The 17,588-nt window shown below is 39.7% G+C and carries 17 protein-coding genes; 2 read left to right on the top strand and 15 right to left on the bottom strand.

The annotated features are described in order from the left end of the window. Positions 1–18 precede the first annotated feature (18 nt). The 12 genes from GMD3S_RS0201860 to ylqF all read right to left on the bottom strand — a co-directional run bounded on the left by GMD3S_RS0201860 (position 19) and on the right by ylqF (position 8,643). On the bottom strand, positions 19–309 hold the full coding sequence (locus GMD3S_RS0201860) for a hypothetical protein (protein WP_001148764.1): 291 nt from the start codon (positions 307–309) through the stop codon (positions 19–21). Then, positions 290–682, bottom strand: a complete 393-nt coding sequence (locus tag GMD3S_RS0201855) for a hypothetical protein (RefSeq protein ID WP_000439965.1) — start codon at positions 680–682, stop codon at positions 290–292. The genes GMD3S_RS0201860 and GMD3S_RS0201855 overlap by 20 nt, the downstream gene beginning before the upstream one ends. Further along, entirely contained in the window at positions 664–1,944 is a 1,281-nt protein-coding gene (locus GMD3S_RS0201850) for a hypothetical protein (protein WP_000144640.1), read from the bottom strand. The genes GMD3S_RS0201855 and GMD3S_RS0201850 overlap by 19 nt, the downstream gene beginning before the upstream one ends. Next, positions 1,944–2,372 (bottom strand): hypothetical protein, encoded by a 429-nt coding sequence (locus GMD3S_RS0201845; protein WP_000606020.1) that lies wholly within the window; start codon positions 2,370–2,372, stop codon positions 1,944–1,946. Before GMD3S_RS0201845 ends, GMD3S_RS0201850 begins: the two co-directional genes overlap by 1 nt. A 94-nt stretch (positions 2,373–2,466) precedes the next feature. Next, on the bottom strand, positions 2,467–2,904 hold the full coding sequence (locus GMD3S_RS0201835) for a hypothetical protein (RefSeq protein WP_001066087.1): 438 nt from the start codon (positions 2,902–2,904) through the stop codon (positions 2,467–2,469). A gap of 104 nt (positions 2,905–3,008) precedes the next feature. Continuing rightward, positions 3,009–3,452, bottom strand: coding sequence for a hypothetical protein (locus GMD3S_RS0201825; protein WP_001027475.1), 444 nt, complete (start codon positions 3,450–3,452; stop codon positions 3,009–3,011). Between the two features lie 96 nt (positions 3,453–3,548). Next, positions 3,549–3,974 carry a hypothetical protein gene (locus GMD3S_RS0201820; RefSeq protein ID WP_025172943.1) on the bottom strand — a complete coding sequence of 142 codons (426 nt, stop codon included), beginning with the start codon at positions 3,972–3,974 and terminating at the stop codon, positions 3,549–3,551. 100 nt (positions 3,975–4,074) lie between these two features. Beyond that, entirely contained in the window at positions 4,075–4,509 is a 435-nt protein-coding gene (locus tag GMD3S_RS0201810; RefSeq protein ID WP_001065608.1) for a hypothetical protein, read from the bottom strand. Positions 4,510–4,660: 151 nt separating this feature from the next. Continuing rightward, positions 4,661–5,407 (bottom strand): CPBP family intramembrane glutamic endopeptidase, encoded by a 747-nt coding sequence (locus GMD3S_RS0201805; protein ID WP_000827860.1) that lies wholly within the window; start codon positions 5,405–5,407, stop codon positions 4,661–4,663. 51 nt (positions 5,408–5,458) lie between these two features. Further along, on the bottom strand, positions 5,459–7,009 hold the full coding sequence (locus GMD3S_RS0201800; protein WP_000392527.1) for a ClC family H(+)/Cl(-) exchange transporter: 1,551 nt from the start codon (positions 7,007–7,009) through the stop codon (positions 5,459–5,461). A gap of 16 nt (positions 7,010–7,025) precedes the next feature. Then, complete coding sequence (locus tag GMD3S_RS0201795) at positions 7,026–7,805, bottom strand: ribonuclease HII (RefSeq protein WP_000207521.1); 780 nt, start codon at positions 7,803–7,805, stop codon at positions 7,026–7,028. After that, positions 7,792–8,643, bottom strand: coding sequence for a ribosome biogenesis GTPase YlqF (ylqF, locus tag GMD3S_RS0201790; RefSeq protein WP_000201303.1), 852 nt, complete (start codon positions 8,641–8,643; stop codon positions 7,792–7,794). The genes GMD3S_RS0201795 and ylqF overlap by 14 nt, the downstream gene beginning before the upstream one ends. 215 nt (positions 8,644–8,858) lie before the next feature. Here ylqF and mazE point away from each other — a divergent pair, with 215 nt between their 5' ends. Together mazE and GMD3S_RS0201780 are read left to right on the top strand one after the other, a co-directional pair. After that, positions 8,859–9,074: a type II toxin-antitoxin system PemI/MazE family antitoxin gene (gene mazE / locus GMD3S_RS0201785; RefSeq protein ID WP_001028395.1), complete on the top strand. Its 216-nt coding sequence runs from the start codon at positions 8,859–8,861 to the stop codon at positions 9,072–9,074. Then, positions 9,058–9,414: a type II toxin-antitoxin system PemK/MazF family toxin gene (locus GMD3S_RS0201780; RefSeq protein WP_000560798.1), complete on the top strand. Its 357-nt coding sequence runs from the start codon at positions 9,058–9,060 to the stop codon at positions 9,412–9,414. Before mazE ends, GMD3S_RS0201780 begins: the two co-directional genes overlap by 17 nt. Positions 9,415–9,447: 33 nt before the next feature. Here the strand turns inward: GMD3S_RS0201780 and GMD3S_RS0201775 are convergent, their stop codons facing one another. The 3 genes from GMD3S_RS0201775 to rexB are packed head-to-tail and all read right to left on the bottom strand — an operon-like array spanning position 9,448 to position 17,569. Continuing rightward, complete coding sequence (locus tag GMD3S_RS0201775) at positions 9,448–10,626, bottom strand: hypothetical protein (RefSeq protein WP_001130899.1); 1,179 nt, start codon at positions 10,624–10,626, stop codon at positions 9,448–9,450. A 17-nt stretch (positions 10,627–10,643) separates the two neighbouring features. Then, a complete protein-coding gene (gene addA / locus GMD3S_RS0201770) occupies positions 10,644–14,297 on the bottom strand; it encodes a helicase-exonuclease AddAB subunit AddA (protein ID WP_000802716.1) in 3,654 nt (1,217 codons plus the stop codon). Further along, positions 14,294–17,569, bottom strand: coding sequence for an ATP-dependent nuclease subunit B (rexB, locus tag GMD3S_RS0201765; protein WP_000772312.1), 3,276 nt, complete (start codon positions 17,567–17,569; stop codon positions 14,294–14,296). Before rexB ends, addA begins: the two co-directional genes overlap by 4 nt. Positions 17,570–17,588: the final 19 nt, after the last annotated feature.

The following is a 17,588-nucleotide window of genomic DNA, read 5'->3' as shown; positions in this document are numbered from 1 at the left end:
TCACTCTGAACCATTTTATTAAATTTCATCATACTTGAGTAACATATTAGGAATCTTTTCTTCAAGACTCTTGCGAACTTTTCCTCGTATTGCAGTGTCCATTTGGCTGTTTATGCTTGTGATAGTTGATTTGGTTTCTGTAGCAATTTTCTTAGCTGTCTTACTAAAGTTTTCTTTTAATTTATTTTTTGCTGTTATTGCTATCTTTGCTTCCGCAATGATTCGGTTTCGTTCCATCATTCGATACATTTGTTTCAGTGCATATTGATATTCTTCATCTGTGTAGTATTCATTCATTGGTGCTTGCATAATCTCTCCTTAGTTTGTGAAATTCTTCCTCTAATTCATTTCTTTTTTTGCGAAACTCGTTATCGTTTTTTTCTCTCTCATTTTCGAGTTTAATTCTATGTTCTCGGTATACTTGTTCCGAAAAGTGTCTCAGATTTTCTATTTCTGTAAAGTAGTCTCTAACATCATCAGCAGTTGATGAAAATTTTCTCAAGACTTGATACATTTTATCAACTTCATCAGACATCAGTTTTTCTAAATTTGCATTTCGTTCGTTTAAATCGAGTGCTTTATCATCGAGTTCTTTCTTTTGTTGATAATATTGTTCTTCTAGATTAAACAGTTCTCTCTCTTTCTCTCTAATTTCCTCCCATTTCACATCTTTTCTTTCCATTGTCTGAACTCCTTGGCAAATTGTGTGTCTGTTGCTACTGTTTTTTCAATGACATTCTGTAATTGTTTGTCTAACTGTTCAAATGCTTGGGCGGAAGCATTCATCTTAGTGACTGTTTGTGTTGTCTCTGCCTGAAAAGTATCGATAAACTGTGCTTGAGTGATACCTTGGCTAGCAAAAATGGCCTCAACCTCATAGGGAGCTAATGCTGTGTAGCTTGTAAAATCGATTTTTGACCAAATTTCTTGTAATTCCTGATTTGCTTTTTTGGCTAAGGCGCTCACTTCATCAGCTCCAGTTCTTGCTGCAGTAGCCATAGATGATGATAGGATAGAACCTTGAGCTGCATCTAAGTATATTTCCTCAGAACTACTAATACCACCTGATGACCATTTTGACTTCAAGTCCTTGTAATGAGCCATTCCTCGGAGACTGTTGGCATAGGCTCGATAAACACCACTGATTAAGGGTTTTCCTCCCTTGCCATCTATAACTTGACCAGTTACAGGATCAAACTCCCAGTCCTCAATTTTATGGCTCGAACCATCAATCCAATGAATCGTGCTAGGCATAGAATTTGTAATATCAATCGGACTGGTGTACCTTTCTGGGTGATTAGAGTCATTCCAACGTACTACATTATCATGTTTTCTACGGTAATCTATAAACATAGAAGGGTTGCTTTCAATAAATGCTTTTTCTTCCAGTGTAAGTCCACCATATTTAAACCAAGCATTAAAAGTGGTTGTAGGGATGTGGTATTTAGCTCCCACCTTCAGCATGTAAGATCCTTGTGAATAACCTGATAGTTGACTGACTTCATATCTAGGATCGTCCATAATCTCTTTTACAAATTGGTCAGCAACCTTATATTGTGGAGATAAGTAAGTTTGCCTTGCAATTATGGCACTATAGAAATCGCGTGAACCAAACATAGTTTTATTCACCGGACTATCAGGATCCGTTCCAGCAGCAATCACAGCTACATTTTTATAATCTGGTTCGCCGTTGACAATAGGTGCAACTGCTAGCCCGTCAAAACCTGTTTCAGTGTCAGACTTAGTGGCAACAACACGGAATTCTTGACCATCTGAGGTAGTTATGGTGTTGGTTTTTTCTAAATCATCAGGAGATATACTTTCACTGAGATTTGAATTGACATAAGTCCGACCGTTACGCTTAGCGAATTCAAGATTTACACTATATACAGCATAATCCCGATTCAAATTGTTTAACTGCTCATCTGTATAGGAAAATGTCATCATTGTTCTCCCGTGCTATTATCTGAATATGTAACAATTACTTTTAAGTCGGTCACTCCTTTGTAATTGTTAAGGAATTGCCTTTTCTCATTGGTCAATGAACCTTGATAATTCTTTTTATCATGGAGTCCATGGCCTATCCTATACTTAGTTTTTCTTTCATCATTAAATTTGATTTCTACATCACAAGACCATGAACCTGGAGGGTTTGTGTAGTTTGGATTGGAAATCTTAATCTCCTCAATCCCTTCATAGGAATTTTTTAAAGCGTTGACCAAGCTGATTTCGTACTCTCTATTCCGACGTTCTTCTTGAGACTTCCCTAACATACTAAACACAAAAACACCTCCTGTTGTGATGGCTACGAGTAGAAAAACTATGAATAATGGTTTATAGCTTTTTCTTAATCTGTCTTTACTCATTATCATTTCCTCTTTTTCTCAGCATATTCAGCATTGACACTGTATACATTCTTCCCATGCTTTAATTCATTGAGTTGTTTGTCAGTATAATTAAATACCATTACTGTTCCCCTGTTTCACCATTTGAATAAATCACTTTTACATTTTTTTCTGTAATTCCACGATGGTTTATCAAATATTGATTATCATCTTTTCGAGAACTATTTTGAAAATCTCTACTTCTTATTTCGTTATTTTGTTTATTAAATGCGATTATATAACTTAGTTGTTTGCTATCAGAGAAAAATATTTTAACTTTTGCGCCCCAAGCATCAGACGGAATTGATGCATATGAAGGGTCGGTTATATGTACCTCCTCAATCCCTTCATAGGAATTTTTTAAAGCATTAACTAGACTTACTTCATATTCTCTATTTCGACGCTCTTCTTGGGATTTCCCTAACATACTAAACATAAAAACACCTCCTGCTGTAATGGCTACGAGTAACAAAACGATTAGTATCCTTTTATGGCTTTTTTTATTGCTGGAATTATTCATTTAAGCTTTTCCTCTTTTTCTACTTGAAAACTCTTCATTTACCATATAAATAGCAAAATCTTGGGTTAAATTATTCAACTGATTATCAGTATAATTAAATACCATTATTGCTCTCCTGTTTCACCATTTGAATATCGTACTAATATTGTAGATTCTGTTTTACCAATGTGTTTTTGAAGTATCGACCATTGTTGATCAATTTCTTCATTAGTATCCCCTTTCATAAGACCATCATGGTTTTCTTTATAGGTTAATCTGTGATTAATTCCATAAGTAATAGTTTGACTATCATTGAACTGTACTGAAATATCACAAGACCACGAACCCGGTTTGTCATTATTGTAAGGATCCATAATCTTAATCTCCTTAATCCCTTGGTAGGAATTCTTTAACGCATTAACCAGACTTACTTCATATTCTCTATTTCGACGCTCTTCTTGAGACTTCCCTAACAACCTAAACATAAAAATAGCTCCTGCTGTGATGGCTACGAGTAACAAAACGATTAGTAGTCTTATATATCTTTTTTTATTGCTGGAAATATTCATTTAAGCTTTTCTCCTTTTTCTCCTTGAAGACTTTTCGTTCACACTATAAACAGCATAATCTTGGTTTAAATTATTCATCAGTATAATGGAAATTCATCATAGTTCTCCTTGCTCGCTATCAGAATAAGTAATTCTCACTGACTTTAAAGTTTTCCCTCTATGAGTTTCTAAATACTGCCAATCTTCGTTTGTTTCTTGACGGCCACCATAATTGATTTTATAGTTTAAATGATGATTAATCTCATATGAAAGAGTTCTTTCATCATTAAATTTAATTTCGATATCACAAGACCACGAACCTGGTGGGGTTGTATAATCAGGATTGGAAATCTTAATCTCCTCAATCCCTTCATAGGAATTCTTTAACGCATTCACCAAACTAACTTCATACTCTCTATTTCGACGTTCTTCTTGAGACTTCCCTAACAACCTAAACATAAAAACACCTCCTAATGTGATGAATACGAATAGTAAAACTATGAATAATGGTTTATAGCTTTTTCTTAATCTGTCTTTACTCATTATCATTCCCTCTTTTTCTCAGCAAATTCCGCATTGACACTATATACATTCTTTCCATGCTTTAATTCATTGAGTTGTTTATCAGTATAACTAAATGCCATTATTGCTCTCCTTCGTCATTATTAGAATAAGTTACCCTAATTTTCGAAGCAGTTTTACCCTTGTTTTCATTTAAAAATTGTCGATCTTTTACTCTATTTTCCCATTCCAATGAAGTATCTGTTATTTCTTCAGTGTCTAGAGAATATCCAATACCATACTTAATTTTTACTTCATGTTTAAATTTGATTTCTACATCACAAGACCACGAACCAGGAGGGCTTGTGTATTCTGGATTGGAAATTTTAATCTCTTCAATCCCTTGGTAGGAATTCTTTAAGGCATTAACCAAACTTACTTCATACTCTCTATTCCGATGTTCTTCTTGCGATTTTCCTAACAAACTAAACATAAAAATAGCTCCTGCTGTGATGGTTGCGAGTAACAAAATGATTAGTATTCTTGTATGACTTTTTTTAATTCCAGAATTATTCATTTATGCTTTTCTCCTTTTTCTTATTATACAATATTCTAATCATTCTTTACAAAGTAGGGGGTAAAAATCATACTATATACTGAAAATTAGATTTCTAATTCTTAAAAAACCAAATCTTTTTTGATTTGGTTTTGAAGGTTTATATTTAATTTTATTTATACCGATTATACTCATCTTTTTTATGTACTACCATATAGCAGGATACCAAGATGACGAAGATTTTAAGCAGGAAGGTTTCGGATCGATCAGTATCTATGGTTAGCTGAGACAAGACATTAATGATCGAATGTGTCATAACGCAAATCCAGAGATTCTTTGTTTTGATATAAAGAGCTGAGAGTATGAAAGAATTCGTCAGCAATCCAAATAAAAACGGTAGAGTTTGCAGAGTTGCTAGGGAGCCATCAATGTAAAAGAACAACAGATGCCAAATCGCCCAGCTGAAAAAGGTTAGAATTGCTGAGTAAAAATATGGCAACTTTTCTTGTAAAATTGGTTGAAAGACATATCGCCATCCAATCTCTTCTATACCGCCAAAGACAATAAATTTGAAGAACATCAAAAATGGGAGATACCAGCTAAATTCTACTATTTTCCCACCAAACATTAGAAAAGAAAAATCAAGGACAATAAGGAAAAAAGATAATAAATAGTGTTTATAACTGGTATGAATGTTAAAAAAATCTTTTACAATCTTTTTAAAATGAATATGAAAATAGTGATTTGCAACAATTGTTCCCCAAAGAGCTGAAGAAATGCCACCTAGAAAGATTCCTAAAATAGATAATAGATTGGAATGAATAGAAAAATGATTCAAGAGAAAGAAAAGGAGACAAACTGATACTAACTGGCTAAATGTGCCTAGCAAATATACCGCAATTGCCTTATTTCTTTTCATTGAGAATCCTTTCAATAATATTTTACGTAAAATAAATTATGTAAACAGAACTTATAACAACAAATCTTTGACTTTTCCAATTTCACTTTTTGGAATCACTAGGTGAATCATATCACCCAGATACATTCTAGTTGAGCCGTTAACGGTTTGACTTTTGCCATTATGGACTTGGGTGGTGATGAGTACGTTATGTGGCAAGTTTAGTTCGTGAACTTGTTTTCCAGCGATCTTATCTGATACAGGGATTTCAATAAGAGTGACTTCTCCTTCGTCTGTTGCTTCTTCTGGTAGCATTTTTTCTAGCATTGCCTCATAGACTGGTGCTCCCTTGAGCAGATCCATGACGATGTAGGCGACCAAGGTTACTAAGCCCAGTGGCATGAGGTTGCGAATGTCCCCTACCATCTCAGTAACGAGTATCATAGCAGTTAAGGGAGCCTTGGAAATTGCCCCAAAGTAGCCACTCATTCCTAAAATGACAAATATAGGAAACTGCTCCTGACTAACAAGCCCAATATTCACACAAATGACACCAACTAGGGCACCGAGTAAGGAACCAAGCGCCAAAATTGGTAGGAAAATTCCTCCTGGGAGGCCACTTCCATAACTAATCATACTCCAAACAAAGCGGATCAAAAAGTAAGCTAATAAAACTTGAAAACTAAAATCTTGCTCAGTTAGGGAAAGAACAAGCTGATTTCCACCACCAAGGATTTGTGGCAAGAAAATCCCGACTGGTATGATGAGGATAAAGGCTAGGATTGGATAATAAGCTTTATCCAAATGGATTTTTTTACCAATCCAGTCATAAACTCGACCAACATTGAGTACAGCTTTCTCATAGAGAAAACCAGAAAGCCCGAGAAAAACTCCCATAAGGAGGTAAATCCAATACTGGTCTAGGGTCATGAGAGGAATGTTGTCTGGCATATCTAGTACGGGTGTTAGGCCAAATATGAGTAGTGAGACAAAGTTTGCTACGAGACTGGCTGCTAGAGTTGAGACCCAGAAAAAGCGTGAAAAATGATGATAGACTTCCTCTACAACAAAGAGGAGACCTGCAATCGGTGCATTAAAGGCAGCGGCTAAGCCTGCGGCAGCACCACTGGCAATCAGGGAGCGTTCCTCTACCGGACTGGATTTGAGCCACTTGGCAATACCTTTTCCACCAACTGCTCCAAGTTGAATACTTGGTCCTTCTCGACCTAGCATAAGGCCACTGGCAATAGCAAGAATCCCTAGAATATATTTTTTCCAGAGGACACTCCACCAGTTGAGAGTCATGAGTCCCTTTAGTTCGGCTTCGACTTGAGGAATTCCTGAACCCTTGATGTCTTTTTCCGACCGAGTTAGTTTCGCACTAAGCCAGCTAACAATTAGATAAAATAGACCAATGATAAAAAGATTGCGCACTAGGTGCGCTTGATCTTGATAGAGGCCTTGTATCAGGTAGAAGCCTTTTTCAATTAAGAAACGAAAAGATCCAACGATGAGCCCGACAACTAGCCCGACGATGATTCCCCGCCCAACTTGGGATAATATGGTACTTGAGGCAAAGGCAAATTCTTTCTTGGATCGGAGTATTTCTGACTGTTCCTCCATAATCATTTCCTCCAACTTAACTTTCTTTATTTGCTACAACCAGTGATTTTATCGGTTCAAAACTGGTACGATGAATAGGGGTAACTCCTAGTTTGTCAAGTCCTTCTAAGTGTTTTGCCGTTCCATATCCTACATTAGCTGTAAAATCATATCCAGGATATTGAACATCATAGCCCTTCATCAATTCATCCCGTGTCACCTTGGCCACTATAGATGCAGCTGCGATCGAGAGAGAGTTTGCATCTCCTTTGATGATGGAGGTTTGTGAAATCGGCAACTCCAGTTTCATGGCATCTATCAAGAGGTGCTCAGGTTGGGGACTGAGCTGGGAGATTGCTTCTTTCATGGCCAGTTTGGTCGCTTCATAGATATTGACTTGATCAATGATCTGATTATCCATGATACCAATACCTATTGCCAAGGCTTGGTCTTGAACGGCTTCATAAATTTCCAGATGTTTCTTTTTGGGGATCTTTTTGCTATCGTTGAGGCCTTTAATCTTACATTTTTTAGGTAAAATAACAGCTGCAGCAACTACAGGGCCAGCCAGAGGACCACGGCCTACCTCGTCAACACCTGCTACTAAGGTCAATCCTTGCTTATACAGTTCCTTTTCATAAGAAAGCATAGTTTCCAAACGAAGGTCCTCATCCAGTTCAGCCTGTATGACTTTTTTACGCTTGTTGATTTCCTTTTGAACCCCAGAACGAGGATCCTTTTCCAGTTCAAGAAAAAGGGGATTGTCTAATTCTTTGACAGTGGCAAGAAGTTCTTTAATTTCTTTAATCGTCGTCATCGATGTCGTCCAATGTATCTAAGGTGTAGTTACCGAGTTTTCCATCACGGACTTCCTTGACGAAGAGGCTGTAAAAGCGGTCGTAGTCGTCTCGGAAACCAAGGGCACGGGTCATATCCATGATGATAACAGGTGCTTCTTCTTCTATCTTCATTTGTTTGAAGCGTTCAGCTAGCTTTTCTGGATAATGTTTTTTGAAATAATTAAGACCAAAAATGGTCACTTCATCCATTGGGAGTAGTTGATCTTTAATTGCTCCAGTCAAGGCTAGTTTCAAAGCGACGATTTCGTCTTCGAACTTAGGCCAAAGAATCCCTGGTGTGTCTAAAATTTCAAGGTCTTTGTTGGTTTTGAGCCACTGTTGCCCCTTGGTAACACCTGGTTTATTGCCGACAACTGCAATCTTTTTCCCAGCCAAACGGTTCATGAGAGTTGACTTACCGGCATTTGGAATTCCGATAATCATGGTCCGCAAGGTTTCGATCTTGATACCTCGTTCTTTCTGGCGTGCAATCTTATCAGCCATGAGCTTTTTAGCGGCATCCGTCACAACTTTTACAGTCACTTGCTCTTTGGAGTTGATAGCCAGAGTTTGAATTCCCTGTGATTCAAAATACTGACGCCATTCTTTGGTCATTGCGGGGTCAGCCAGATCTGCCTTATTCAAAATCAAAAGCTTTGGTTTATCCCCAACAATCTTAGTTAACATAGGATTTTGACTAGATAAAGGTAGCCTAGCATCCACCAAAATCGTCACAAAATCAACAAATTTTAAATTCTCCTGAACTTGCCGCCGAGCCTTAGACATGTGACCCGGAAACCATTGAATAGTAGCCATAATATTTTCCCCTTCCGACTAAAAAAAACGTAGTAAAAACGTTTTCTTTCTTACTACCTATTCTATCATAAATTAGGAACTTTTGCACAGGCTTTGACCACAATAAATGACAAATAGTATAGGTGCGAAACATCCTTGATACCAGTCAGGATTTACTTGACTTTTTTTGCCAACAGGTATATACTTGGTGTATACAATTTCGTGGAGGTAGAGCGATGAATATAGTAAAGACTCGGAAGGTGGGGAATTCGCTCACTGTGACTATTCCTAAAAATTTGGGGATGACAGAAGGTCAAGAAATGGTTGTCTACAAAGGGATTGACGGAGTCATTGTCTTAGCTCCAAAGTTGAAAGATCCTTTTGATGGGATTACTGATTTGAGAATGACAAATGATTTTGAAGGGGTAAGGTCACTTGATAGCGAAATCTGACTATATTCCTGAAAAGCAGGATATCATTTGGCTGGACTTTGATCCATCAGTCGGTCGAGAAATCCAGAAACGGCGACCTGCCTTGGTAGTTTCTAGGAGAGAATATGCCTTGCAAACTGGTTTTGTGGCTGTCTGTCCCATCACTCATGGCCAACAACGCTTGGCAGAAAAAGGCTTGCTCGTTCCTGTCTCGTCGGACAAGGTAGATGGCGCTGTCAATCCATTTCAACTGTATACCTTTGATTTTCGGATGCGTAATGCTCAAAAAATAACAAGAATGGACACACAATGTTTTCAGAAAGTCGTCCAACTTTACCAGTACATCTTTGGAGATACTTAAATCCTACCATGCATAGACAAGGTAGGATTTATTCTATATGAGTAACCTATCTAAAAACGGATGAAGACAATTGAAGAGAATCCCTCTAGTCCAGCTTTCTTGTGCTGATGATAGATGCTCTGCTTGAAGGCATTCTTTTAGAAAATCGCGGACTTGTTCTGGTGCAATTTCAAACTCAAAGGCCTTCATCTTGTAAAAAAAGTCGATGAGATGCTTAGATAAGTAATCATCTGAAAAGCGTACTTCTCCACTTTTTCGATATTCTAATAGGAGCCGAGAAAATCTGGATTTTTCATCAGGCAAATCCCGAAAATAGGAATTGAGAAGCCAAGTCTGCTTCTGCTTTCGTTCAATAGGATCTTGATTTGCAATTCGCTGATCCTTTTCCAACTCCTTTTGGTTTTGTTTAGCCTTGATAGCCCGTTCGTCTCTATTCTTACCAAAGAGGATTTTCTCCCACTTTCGTTCTTCTTGGGTCAAGGATTCTGTAAAGCCAAAGTAATCTTGATAGGCTCGTTCTGCAGGACCCATGGCAAGAATGAGGTTGTCAGCGTATTGCTTGGCGATTTTATCTCTTTTCTTGCGTTCCTTCTCTGCCTGAATCCGTAAATGCTGCTCGTAATCTATTTTCTCCTTACCTAGCTTGATAAGGTATAGGTGGTCATCAGACTTACCAAATAGAAAGGGTTTGATGCACTTTTCAAGGACTTCTTCCAGACGAGCCTTCTTTTTTGGCTCTGCCTTGGTCCAACTTCCACCTTGAAAGACTTCTAGGAAGATCTGATAGTCTCTCTCAGGTGCGAATTGATTGCCACGATTGGCTTTGAAAATACCTTTTTCCCAAAACCATTTTAGAAGTTTTTCGTCAAAATCGCTTTTATTGATATTGATTTTTTCCTTTTTCTGGGCCTTTCTGGTTAGGTTTTCAACTTTTCTGAGTAGTCTTTCTTCCTCTTCCAGTTGCTGATCGAGGCTAATACGATGAAAATGGCGAACACAGTCGCTTCCTATAGGGAAGAGACGTTGGCCTGTAACTCCGTTAAAGAGTTCGTAGGTGTATTTTATGGCGTTCCCGCAGACACAATTACTACGGCCAATGCCATTAAAAATCAAGGAAACTTCATTCCATTCCTTGGTAGCTTGATCCCAAGTATCGGCTTTTGAAGCCTGTAAAACCGCATCGTGCAAGGATTTTCTAACTGGAAGTGGCATGAGGTCTCCTTTCTAGATTATACTTTTAAAACTTGAACATCGTCTTTGCCGAGTAAAATCAAGTATTTTTCAATATTTTCAATCGAATAGGCTCGAGATAAGGCCTCTCCGTATAGGGCTAACTGACCACGGTAGCGGTCTATGAGTTGACTTGGTTGATCATAACGGTCAGTCTTGTAGTCAAAAAGAACGATGCGATCCTCATAAAGCAGATAGCCATCCAAGATCCCACGGACAACGAAGTCTTCTTGACTCTTCTGGTCCCGCTTGAGCATAGAAAAAGGTTGCTCGCGATAGAGATGGCCGGTATTAGCGAGAATTTCCTGACCAAGTGGTGTTTCAAAGAAGGCGAGAATTTTAGAAAGATTGATCTTGTCTCTTACAGCTGGACTAGTCTGAACTTGTTTGAGAGTATCTTTCAGGCTAGCAAGTGTTGGTCGCTGACTAAGGTCAATTCTCTGCATGAGTTCGTGAGTGGCACTACCAATCTCAGCTCCAGTTACCTTTTCTTTAGTTGAAAAATCTGGTAAATCGAAGCTGATTTGCTTCTCTGTTGATTTGGTTTGGTTAGCAATTTGTACCCCTTCCATATCCATTACTGGTTCGTAGAATTTCTTGATTTGGCTAGGAGTTTGGACGCTAGGAAGTTCAATAGCCGCACGGTGAAGAGTATTATAGACTTCTACTTCTTTTAGCATTTCCAGAGCTTCTTTGATAGTTTCTGACTGGCGATTGTCTGCTTGAGAACTATCTTGTAGAGGGCTCTTGTTTTCCAATTCTCCGATAGCTTCTCTGGTCAGCTGGTCTTCACCAACAAAACGATAGCTAAAGTTGAGATGGTCTTTGGCAAATACTTTAGTGATCGCCCAGATCCAATCTTGGAAATTCTTGGCTTGAAGTCTGGTATGTTTATCGAGTTTTCCGTTTTCAGATCTTGGATACTCCTTGGCTTCTAGCTTTTCACGAGAGCCCTTACCGACAAGATAGAGCTTTTTCTCAGCCCGTGTCATAGCAACATACAGTAGACGCATTTGCTCAGAATAGCTAGCCAGTTGTAGCTCTTCTTCATTTTGCGTATAAGTGAGGCTAGGAATGGAGAGTTTAATGGTTTTCGGATAGTGGGCTTCTACTGCTCCTGTTTCCACCTTGGCAATGTATTTGACACCAAGCCCATTTTTACGACTGAGAATAACGTCTGACATCGAGTCTTGCTTATTGAAGTCCTGATCCATGTTGAGGATAAAGACATAAGGAAACTCCAAACCTTTACTCTTGTGAATGGTCATGAGTTCCACTGCATCTTTAGGCGGTGCGACGGCTACACTTGCAAGATCATGCTGTGCTTCCAAAACCTGGTCAATCATACGAATAAAACGAGACAAGCCCTTGAAATTACTCTTTTCAAACTGGTCTGCTCTCAAAGCTAAAGCATAGAGATTGGCTTGTTTGGCAGGACCGTTAGGCAAAGCTCCGACATAATCATAGTAAAAACGATCGTTGTATATCTTCCAAATCAGGTCATAAAGGGAGTTGGTTTTGGCATATAAGCGCCAAGAATCCAAAATATCCATGAATTGATTTAGTTTTTCCTCTAAAGGTTTGTGAATTAACTCTTTCTGCTCAGCTGTTTGTTTTTGAGCATGAAGCAGTTTCTCATAAAGATTCTCTTGTACTTTATCAGCTGCTTTTTGAAGGGACAAACGTGCCAGCTCGTCCTCATCGAAGCTAAACATTGGAGACTTCATAAGGGCAACCAAGGCATAGTCTTGGAGAGGATTGTGGATGACACGAAGGGTATCCAACATGACTTGCACTTCTAGGGATTGGAGGTAATTATTCTGCTCTCCGTCTGTTTTCACAGGAATTCCATACTCTGACAGAGCGAGGAGTATCTGATCATTACGACTGCGACTGGAAGTCAAAAGAGCAATTTCCTTAAAGGCTACACCATTCTCTTGATGGAGCTTTAGGATTTCCTTGATGACTAAGCGCATTTCTCCTGTGAGTTTCGTGTCTGCATCACTTTCTTCCTCCTCTTGCCCACTATCGTCCTTATCGTAGAGGAGAAATTCTGCCTTGTTGTCTAGATTGGGAGTTAGTTTGGTATTGGCAAAAACAAGCTGGTGCATGCTATCATAGTTGATTTCGCCGACCTCTTGGTCCATAAGGCGTCCAAAAACATCATTGGTTGCTGATAGCACTTCTGAACTGCTACGGAAATTTTCCTTGAGGAGTATCAACTTCCCCTCTTTAGGATTATGCGCATAGCTTTGGAATTTTTCATTGAAAATCTGCGGGTCTGCCTGACGGAAACGGTAGATGGACTGCTTGATATCCCCCACCATAAAGCGATTTTGACCATTAGATAACAATTCCAGCATTCGTTCTTGAATGTGGTTGGTATCCTGATACTCATCGACCATGACTTCATGGAAACGTTCCTGATATGCCTCACGAATTTGTGGGAAATTCTCTAAAATTTCAATGGTGTAATGGCTAATATCAGCAAATTCAAAGGCATTTTCCTGGCGTTTACGTTCACGATAAGCCTCCACAAAATCGCTCATAAAGTTTTGAAAAGTTTTAGCTAACTCCCAGGTGTCTTCATGAAAACGTTCTTGATAGTCGAGAATCGTTATCTGGTCTGCTAGTTGTCCAAGTTTTGCAAACTGGGATTTTCTCTCCTCGTTATAAGCATCTGCAAGTGGCTTCAAATCAGCCTTTCGACTAGAGTTAGCAAGAGCCCGACCATTTTTCTCCTTCGAGATAGCGACAACACGTGAAAGAACTTTTTGATAAGTCTGACTATCGGACTCGTGATTTAAGGAGCCAATTTCATCCAAAACATCTTGCACAGCTTCTAAATAGGCAGCTTTTGGAAACTCCTTGGCATCGTTATCCAGATGATAACGGAAGAAGCTTTCCAAATCCCAAAGCGCCTGCTTGATTTGCTCGGTCAGTTTGTCTTTTTCAATTGCAAAGTCAGCTTCTTCAAACCCTTTGAGAAAAGAGTCGCTCAGCCATTTTTGGGGACTGCTGGTGGATTGTAAAAAGTCATAGATTTTGTAGACTTGTTGGCGCAGACCACGTTCATCCTTGCCACGCCCAGCAAAGTTCTTCACCAAACTACTAAATTTCTCTTTATTCTCACCTTGATAATGCTCTTCAAAAACTTGATGAAAAACTTCGTTCTTTAAGAGTAACTGTTCACTTTCATTTTGTAGAATACGGAAATTCGGTGCGATATCAATCAGATAACCATGCTTGCCAAGGAATTTTTGTGTGAAAGAGTCCATGGTTCCGATGGCAGCGTTTGGTAGATCTGCCAATTGACGTCCCAAGTGTTGTTTGAGATCGAGATCATCGGTTTCTTGGATTTGTTGGCTGATTTTTTTCTCCAAACGTTCCTTGAGTTCAGTAGCAGCCTTGACGGTAAAGGTCGAGATAAAGAGTTGGCTGATTTCCACACCTCGCGCCAATTGATCCAAAATGCGCTCGGCCATAACAAAGGTCTTCCCTGAACCAGCAGAGGCTGAAACAAGGATATTTTGCCCTTCGGTATAAATGGCTTCGATTTGCTCGGCAGTTTTCTTTTGTTCCTTGCTCGAACTCGCTTCTGCTTCTTGCAATTTTTTAATTTCTTCCTCAGTTAAAAAGGAAATAGGCTTCATCGATTCAACTCCTCTCTCATTTTTTCAAACCAAGCTTGCTTGAGTTTTTCTCCGACCAGTCGTTTGCCATCAGCTAGCTCTAACTTCTCTAGAAAACGAGCTTGACCTAGATGGTAGTTTGCTTCAAAGCCAGTAATAGCCTGATGTTGTTGAACGTATGGGGCAATACTTCTGCCATTCTCTGTGTATGGATTGATGGCGAACTGACCTTGTAAAATCTTCTCAGCTGCCTTCTTGTAAAGATGGGCATTGTAGTCCAATAAGAGCTGGAATTCCTCGTCTGTCAGCTGATTAGCCTTGTTTTTGTTGTAAAATTCGCCCAAGTGACTGCTTTCTTTCTCTAAAAAGAGTCCCTGGTATTTCATAGACTTGCTGACTTCTGCTACTGCTCCTGCCAGACTTTTAACAGCTAATAAAGATTGGACAGGCTCAGCCATTTCCAAGTACATGGCACCGAAAAAGTTCTGCTCCCCTTCTCTTTTTAGGGCAGCAAGATAGGTAGGCAGTTGGGAATTAAGCCCATTAAAGAAATGAGGAAACTGGAATTGGGTCAAACTAGACTTATAGTCCACCACTCCTAGCGCTCCATCAGCTTTCAGGCGGTCAATACGGTCAACCTTGCCTCGCACATGGACACTGCGACCATTATCCAATTGAATAAAGGCTTGATCTTTACCACCAAATGTTGCCTCCTCTTGAATGGTTTCGATAGCTGGATTATGACGAAGGATGTGGCCCGTAGTTCGCGCGACATCAAGTAGAACTTCCTTGGTAAACTGGGCTTCCAAACTTTCCTGATAAATAGCTTCAAATTCGCGTTCTTGGCTGGTTTCCTTGATAGCTTGCTCCAAACGCTGATCAAAGGAATTTTCAGCAGGTAGTTTCAAGGCACGTTCAAAAATACGGTGCAAGAAATTCCCGTGACTGCGAGCATCTGGACGCAGGCGCAATTCTTCCTGCAAACCTAAGACATAACGGAGGAAATAACTGTATTCATTGCGGTAAAATTCTGTCAAACCAGAAGTAGACAGGTAAAACTCCTTGTCAGCAGGGTAGAGAGCCTGCAAGGTCTCTTTCTCTAATGGCTTGCTGCTTGGACTAGTTGGGAGTGCAGGATTTGTAAGACCTTTTTGATCTAGTTTTTTCCCCATGACACGAGCCAAAACCTTGACAAAGGTGACATCTTTTTCATTTTCACTTGAACCTGCCTGCTGGTGATAGGCAACCAGACTAGACAAAAGACTGTGATAAGAACCCATATCATCCTTAGACAGACTTTTTTGATGAATCTTCTTCTCTATTCGGCTAAATCCAAAACTCACCAGTTCCTGAAGATAGGCCGATTCCTTGCTCTCATTTTCATTGAGGAGACTTGGAGCTGACAACACCAACTGCTTACGAGCAGCATTGACTAAAGAAAGCATGGTATAGCGATTTTTCTTGAGATTTTCGCTACTTGCAATCAGTAATTGCACTCCCTCCTCAGTTGCTTGGTTTAGGCTTTGTCTTTCTTCGTCTGTTAACAGACTGGTGTTTTGCGCAATTTTGGGTAAATAATCCTGAGTCAGCCCAATGGCGTAGACAAAGTCAGCGGTCAGAGGGGCAATCAGATCGTAACTCTGCACCAGAACAGTATCAACAGTTGCTGGAATGGTGCGATACTGGGACAAACTCATCCCAGAATGAAGCAAGGACAGGAAGTCCTCTAGACTAACTTGTGAACCGGAAAAAACGGTCGCAAATTGTTCTAAAACATGGCAGAAGGCTTTCCAAACTTCGGCTTGTCTTTCCTGTTCTAGTGTTTCCATAGTAGCTGTCAATTCTTGCATCTGCTTGCTTAAAGCAGCATTTTTTAGAAAAGTATTCCACTTTTGCAAGAGATTTTCAGCCTTTTGTTTTCGACTGGCAAATAAGGTTTCAAGTGGCGCCAAAACGCGCAGACGAAGAGAATTTAAACGCTCTAAATCAAATTTTCCATGGTGGGATTTGGTAAAGGTCTGCTGAAAAGCTGGCAAGCCATTGATACCAAGATAGCGGAGATATTGCTCGAAAGCATCAATATCCGCTTGGCTAAGGTCAGTATACAGACCAGTTCTGAGGAGATTAATCAAATCTTCCTGACGGAAACGGTAACGTTTCAAACGCAAAATAGATTCGACATACTGAGTCAAAGGGTGGTGAGCCATGGATTCACTTCTACCAAGATAGAAAGGAATCTGGTACTGGTCAAAAATGGTTTTCAGTGATAACTGGTAAGAAGACACATCCCCCAGCAGAATACGGAAATTCTTGTAACTCAGATCTGGATTGTCATGTAATTTCTGACGAATAGCGCGAGCTACCAGCTCCAACTCCTCTTTTTGCATCAAACAAGACCAGATTTGCAGGTTTTCACGGTCCTTCTCATCAACATCTAAAGCGAGTTCTGAAAAGTCATAAGAAGACTCCAGCAAACGAGAGGCCTTGTCAAAACAATCCATCTTCTCATGTATCTGAGAACGATCCTGAGCAGGCGTTTGGTATTTTGCCCCCAAATGATGAAGAAATTCCACACTGGCTTGGTAGAGATTCCCTTCAGAGAACGGACTGGTATAGGCTTTCTTGCTTGCACAGGCCCCAATAACAATCTCGGCACCTTTTCGATGAAGTAGATCCACTACACGCTCTTCCTCGGCAGAAAAACGAGTAAATCCATCAATAACCAAGGCAATCTGACTGAAATCACTACTTACCTTGCCATTCTCAATAGCCTCAATCAAATGGGACAACTGACTTCCCTGAGCCAACTGACCTTGATTGAGATAGGCTGTTACTTTCTCAAAAATCAAGAGTAAATCTGCTCTCTTGTCCTCATCCGTCAAACTTTCTAAGTCCAAAAAGCTCATCTGAGCAGTCGTCATCTCATGATAAAGTTCAATCAACTGCTGGATAAATTGAGGATCCTGCTTAATCGCACCATAAACACGTAAGTCCTTGGAATCGAGTTCCGCAAGACACTTATAAAAAGCCATCCCAAGCCCGATATCATCCAGACTGGTATTAGCTGGTAAATCATTCAAGATTAGGTAACGAGCCATTTGAGTGAAACGCGTGACGGTAATCGCAAAAGAAGCCTGCTGGGACAAGCATTCCAGCACGGCGCGTTCTTTTTCAAATGAAAGAGAGTTGGGGGCGATGTAGAAGACCCGCTTGCCAGCAGCAACTAGCTCTTCTGCCTCTCTGGTTAAAATATCTGTCAAAGAAGTCCGAATATCAGTATAAAGTAATTTCATCTCTGCCTCGTTTGGTTTA

The sequence above is a fragment of the Streptococcus sp. GMD3S genome (assembly GCF_000298695.2).
Classification (GTDB): Bacteria; Bacillota; Bacilli; order Lactobacillales; family Streptococcaceae; genus Streptococcus.
Note: the sequence above shows the minus strand (reverse complement) of the source record. Positions and strands in the feature narration are given on the sequence as shown.

Excerpts from the sequence above, each read along its gene's own strand:
- GMD3S_RS0201860 (WP_001148764.1), bottom strand. The coding sequence starts at position 309 with ATGCAAGCACCAATGAATGAATACTACACAGATGAAGAATATCAATAT.
- GMD3S_RS0201855 (WP_000439965.1), bottom strand. The coding sequence starts at position 682 with ATGGAAAGAAAAGATGTGAAATGGGAGGAAATTAGAGAGAAAGAGAGA.
- GMD3S_RS0201850 (WP_000144640.1), bottom strand. The coding sequence starts at position 1,944 with ATGACATTTTCCTATACAGATGAGCAGTTAAACAATTTGAATCGGGAT.
- GMD3S_RS0201845 (WP_000606020.1), bottom strand. The coding sequence starts at position 2,372 with ATGATAATGAGTAAAGACAGATTAAGAAAAAGCTATAAACCATTATTC.
- GMD3S_RS0201835 (WP_001066087.1), bottom strand. The coding sequence starts at position 2,904 with ATGAATAATTCCAGCAATAAAAAAAGCCATAAAAGGATACTAATCGTT.
- GMD3S_RS0201825 (WP_001027475.1), bottom strand. The coding sequence starts at position 3,452 with ATGAATATTTCCAGCAATAAAAAAAGATATATAAGACTACTAATCGTT.
- GMD3S_RS0201820 (WP_025172943.1), bottom strand. The coding sequence starts at position 3,974 with ATGAGTAAAGACAGATTAAGAAAAAGCTATAAACCATTATTCATAGTT.
- GMD3S_RS0201810 (WP_001065608.1), bottom strand. The coding sequence starts at position 4,509 with ATGAATAATTCTGGAATTAAAAAAAGTCATACAAGAATACTAATCATT.
- GMD3S_RS0201805 (WP_000827860.1), bottom strand. The coding sequence starts at position 5,407 with ATGAAAAGAAATAAGGCAATTGCGGTATATTTGCTAGGCACATTTAGC.
- GMD3S_RS0201800 (WP_000392527.1), bottom strand. The coding sequence starts at position 7,009 with ATGGAGGAACAGTCAGAAATACTCCGATCCAAGAAAGAATTTGCCTTT.
- GMD3S_RS0201795 (WP_000207521.1), bottom strand. The coding sequence starts at position 7,805 with ATGACGACGATTAAAGAAATTAAAGAACTTCTTGCCACTGTCAAAGAA.
- ylqF (WP_000201303.1), bottom strand. The coding sequence starts at position 8,643 with ATGGCTACTATTCAATGGTTTCCGGGTCACATGTCTAAGGCTCGGCGG.
- mazE (WP_001028395.1), top strand. The coding sequence starts at position 8,859 with ATGAATATAGTAAAGACTCGGAAGGTGGGGAATTCGCTCACTGTGACT.
- GMD3S_RS0201775 (WP_001130899.1), bottom strand. The coding sequence starts at position 10,626 with ATGCCACTTCCAGTTAGAAAATCCTTGCACGATGCGGTTTTACAGGCT.
- addA (WP_000802716.1), bottom strand. The coding sequence starts at position 14,297 with ATGAAGCCTATTTCCTTTTTAACTGAGGAAGAAATTAAAAAATTGCAA.
- rexB (WP_000772312.1), bottom strand. The coding sequence starts at position 17,569 with ATGAAATTACTTTATACTGATATTCGGACTTCTTTGACAGATATTTTA.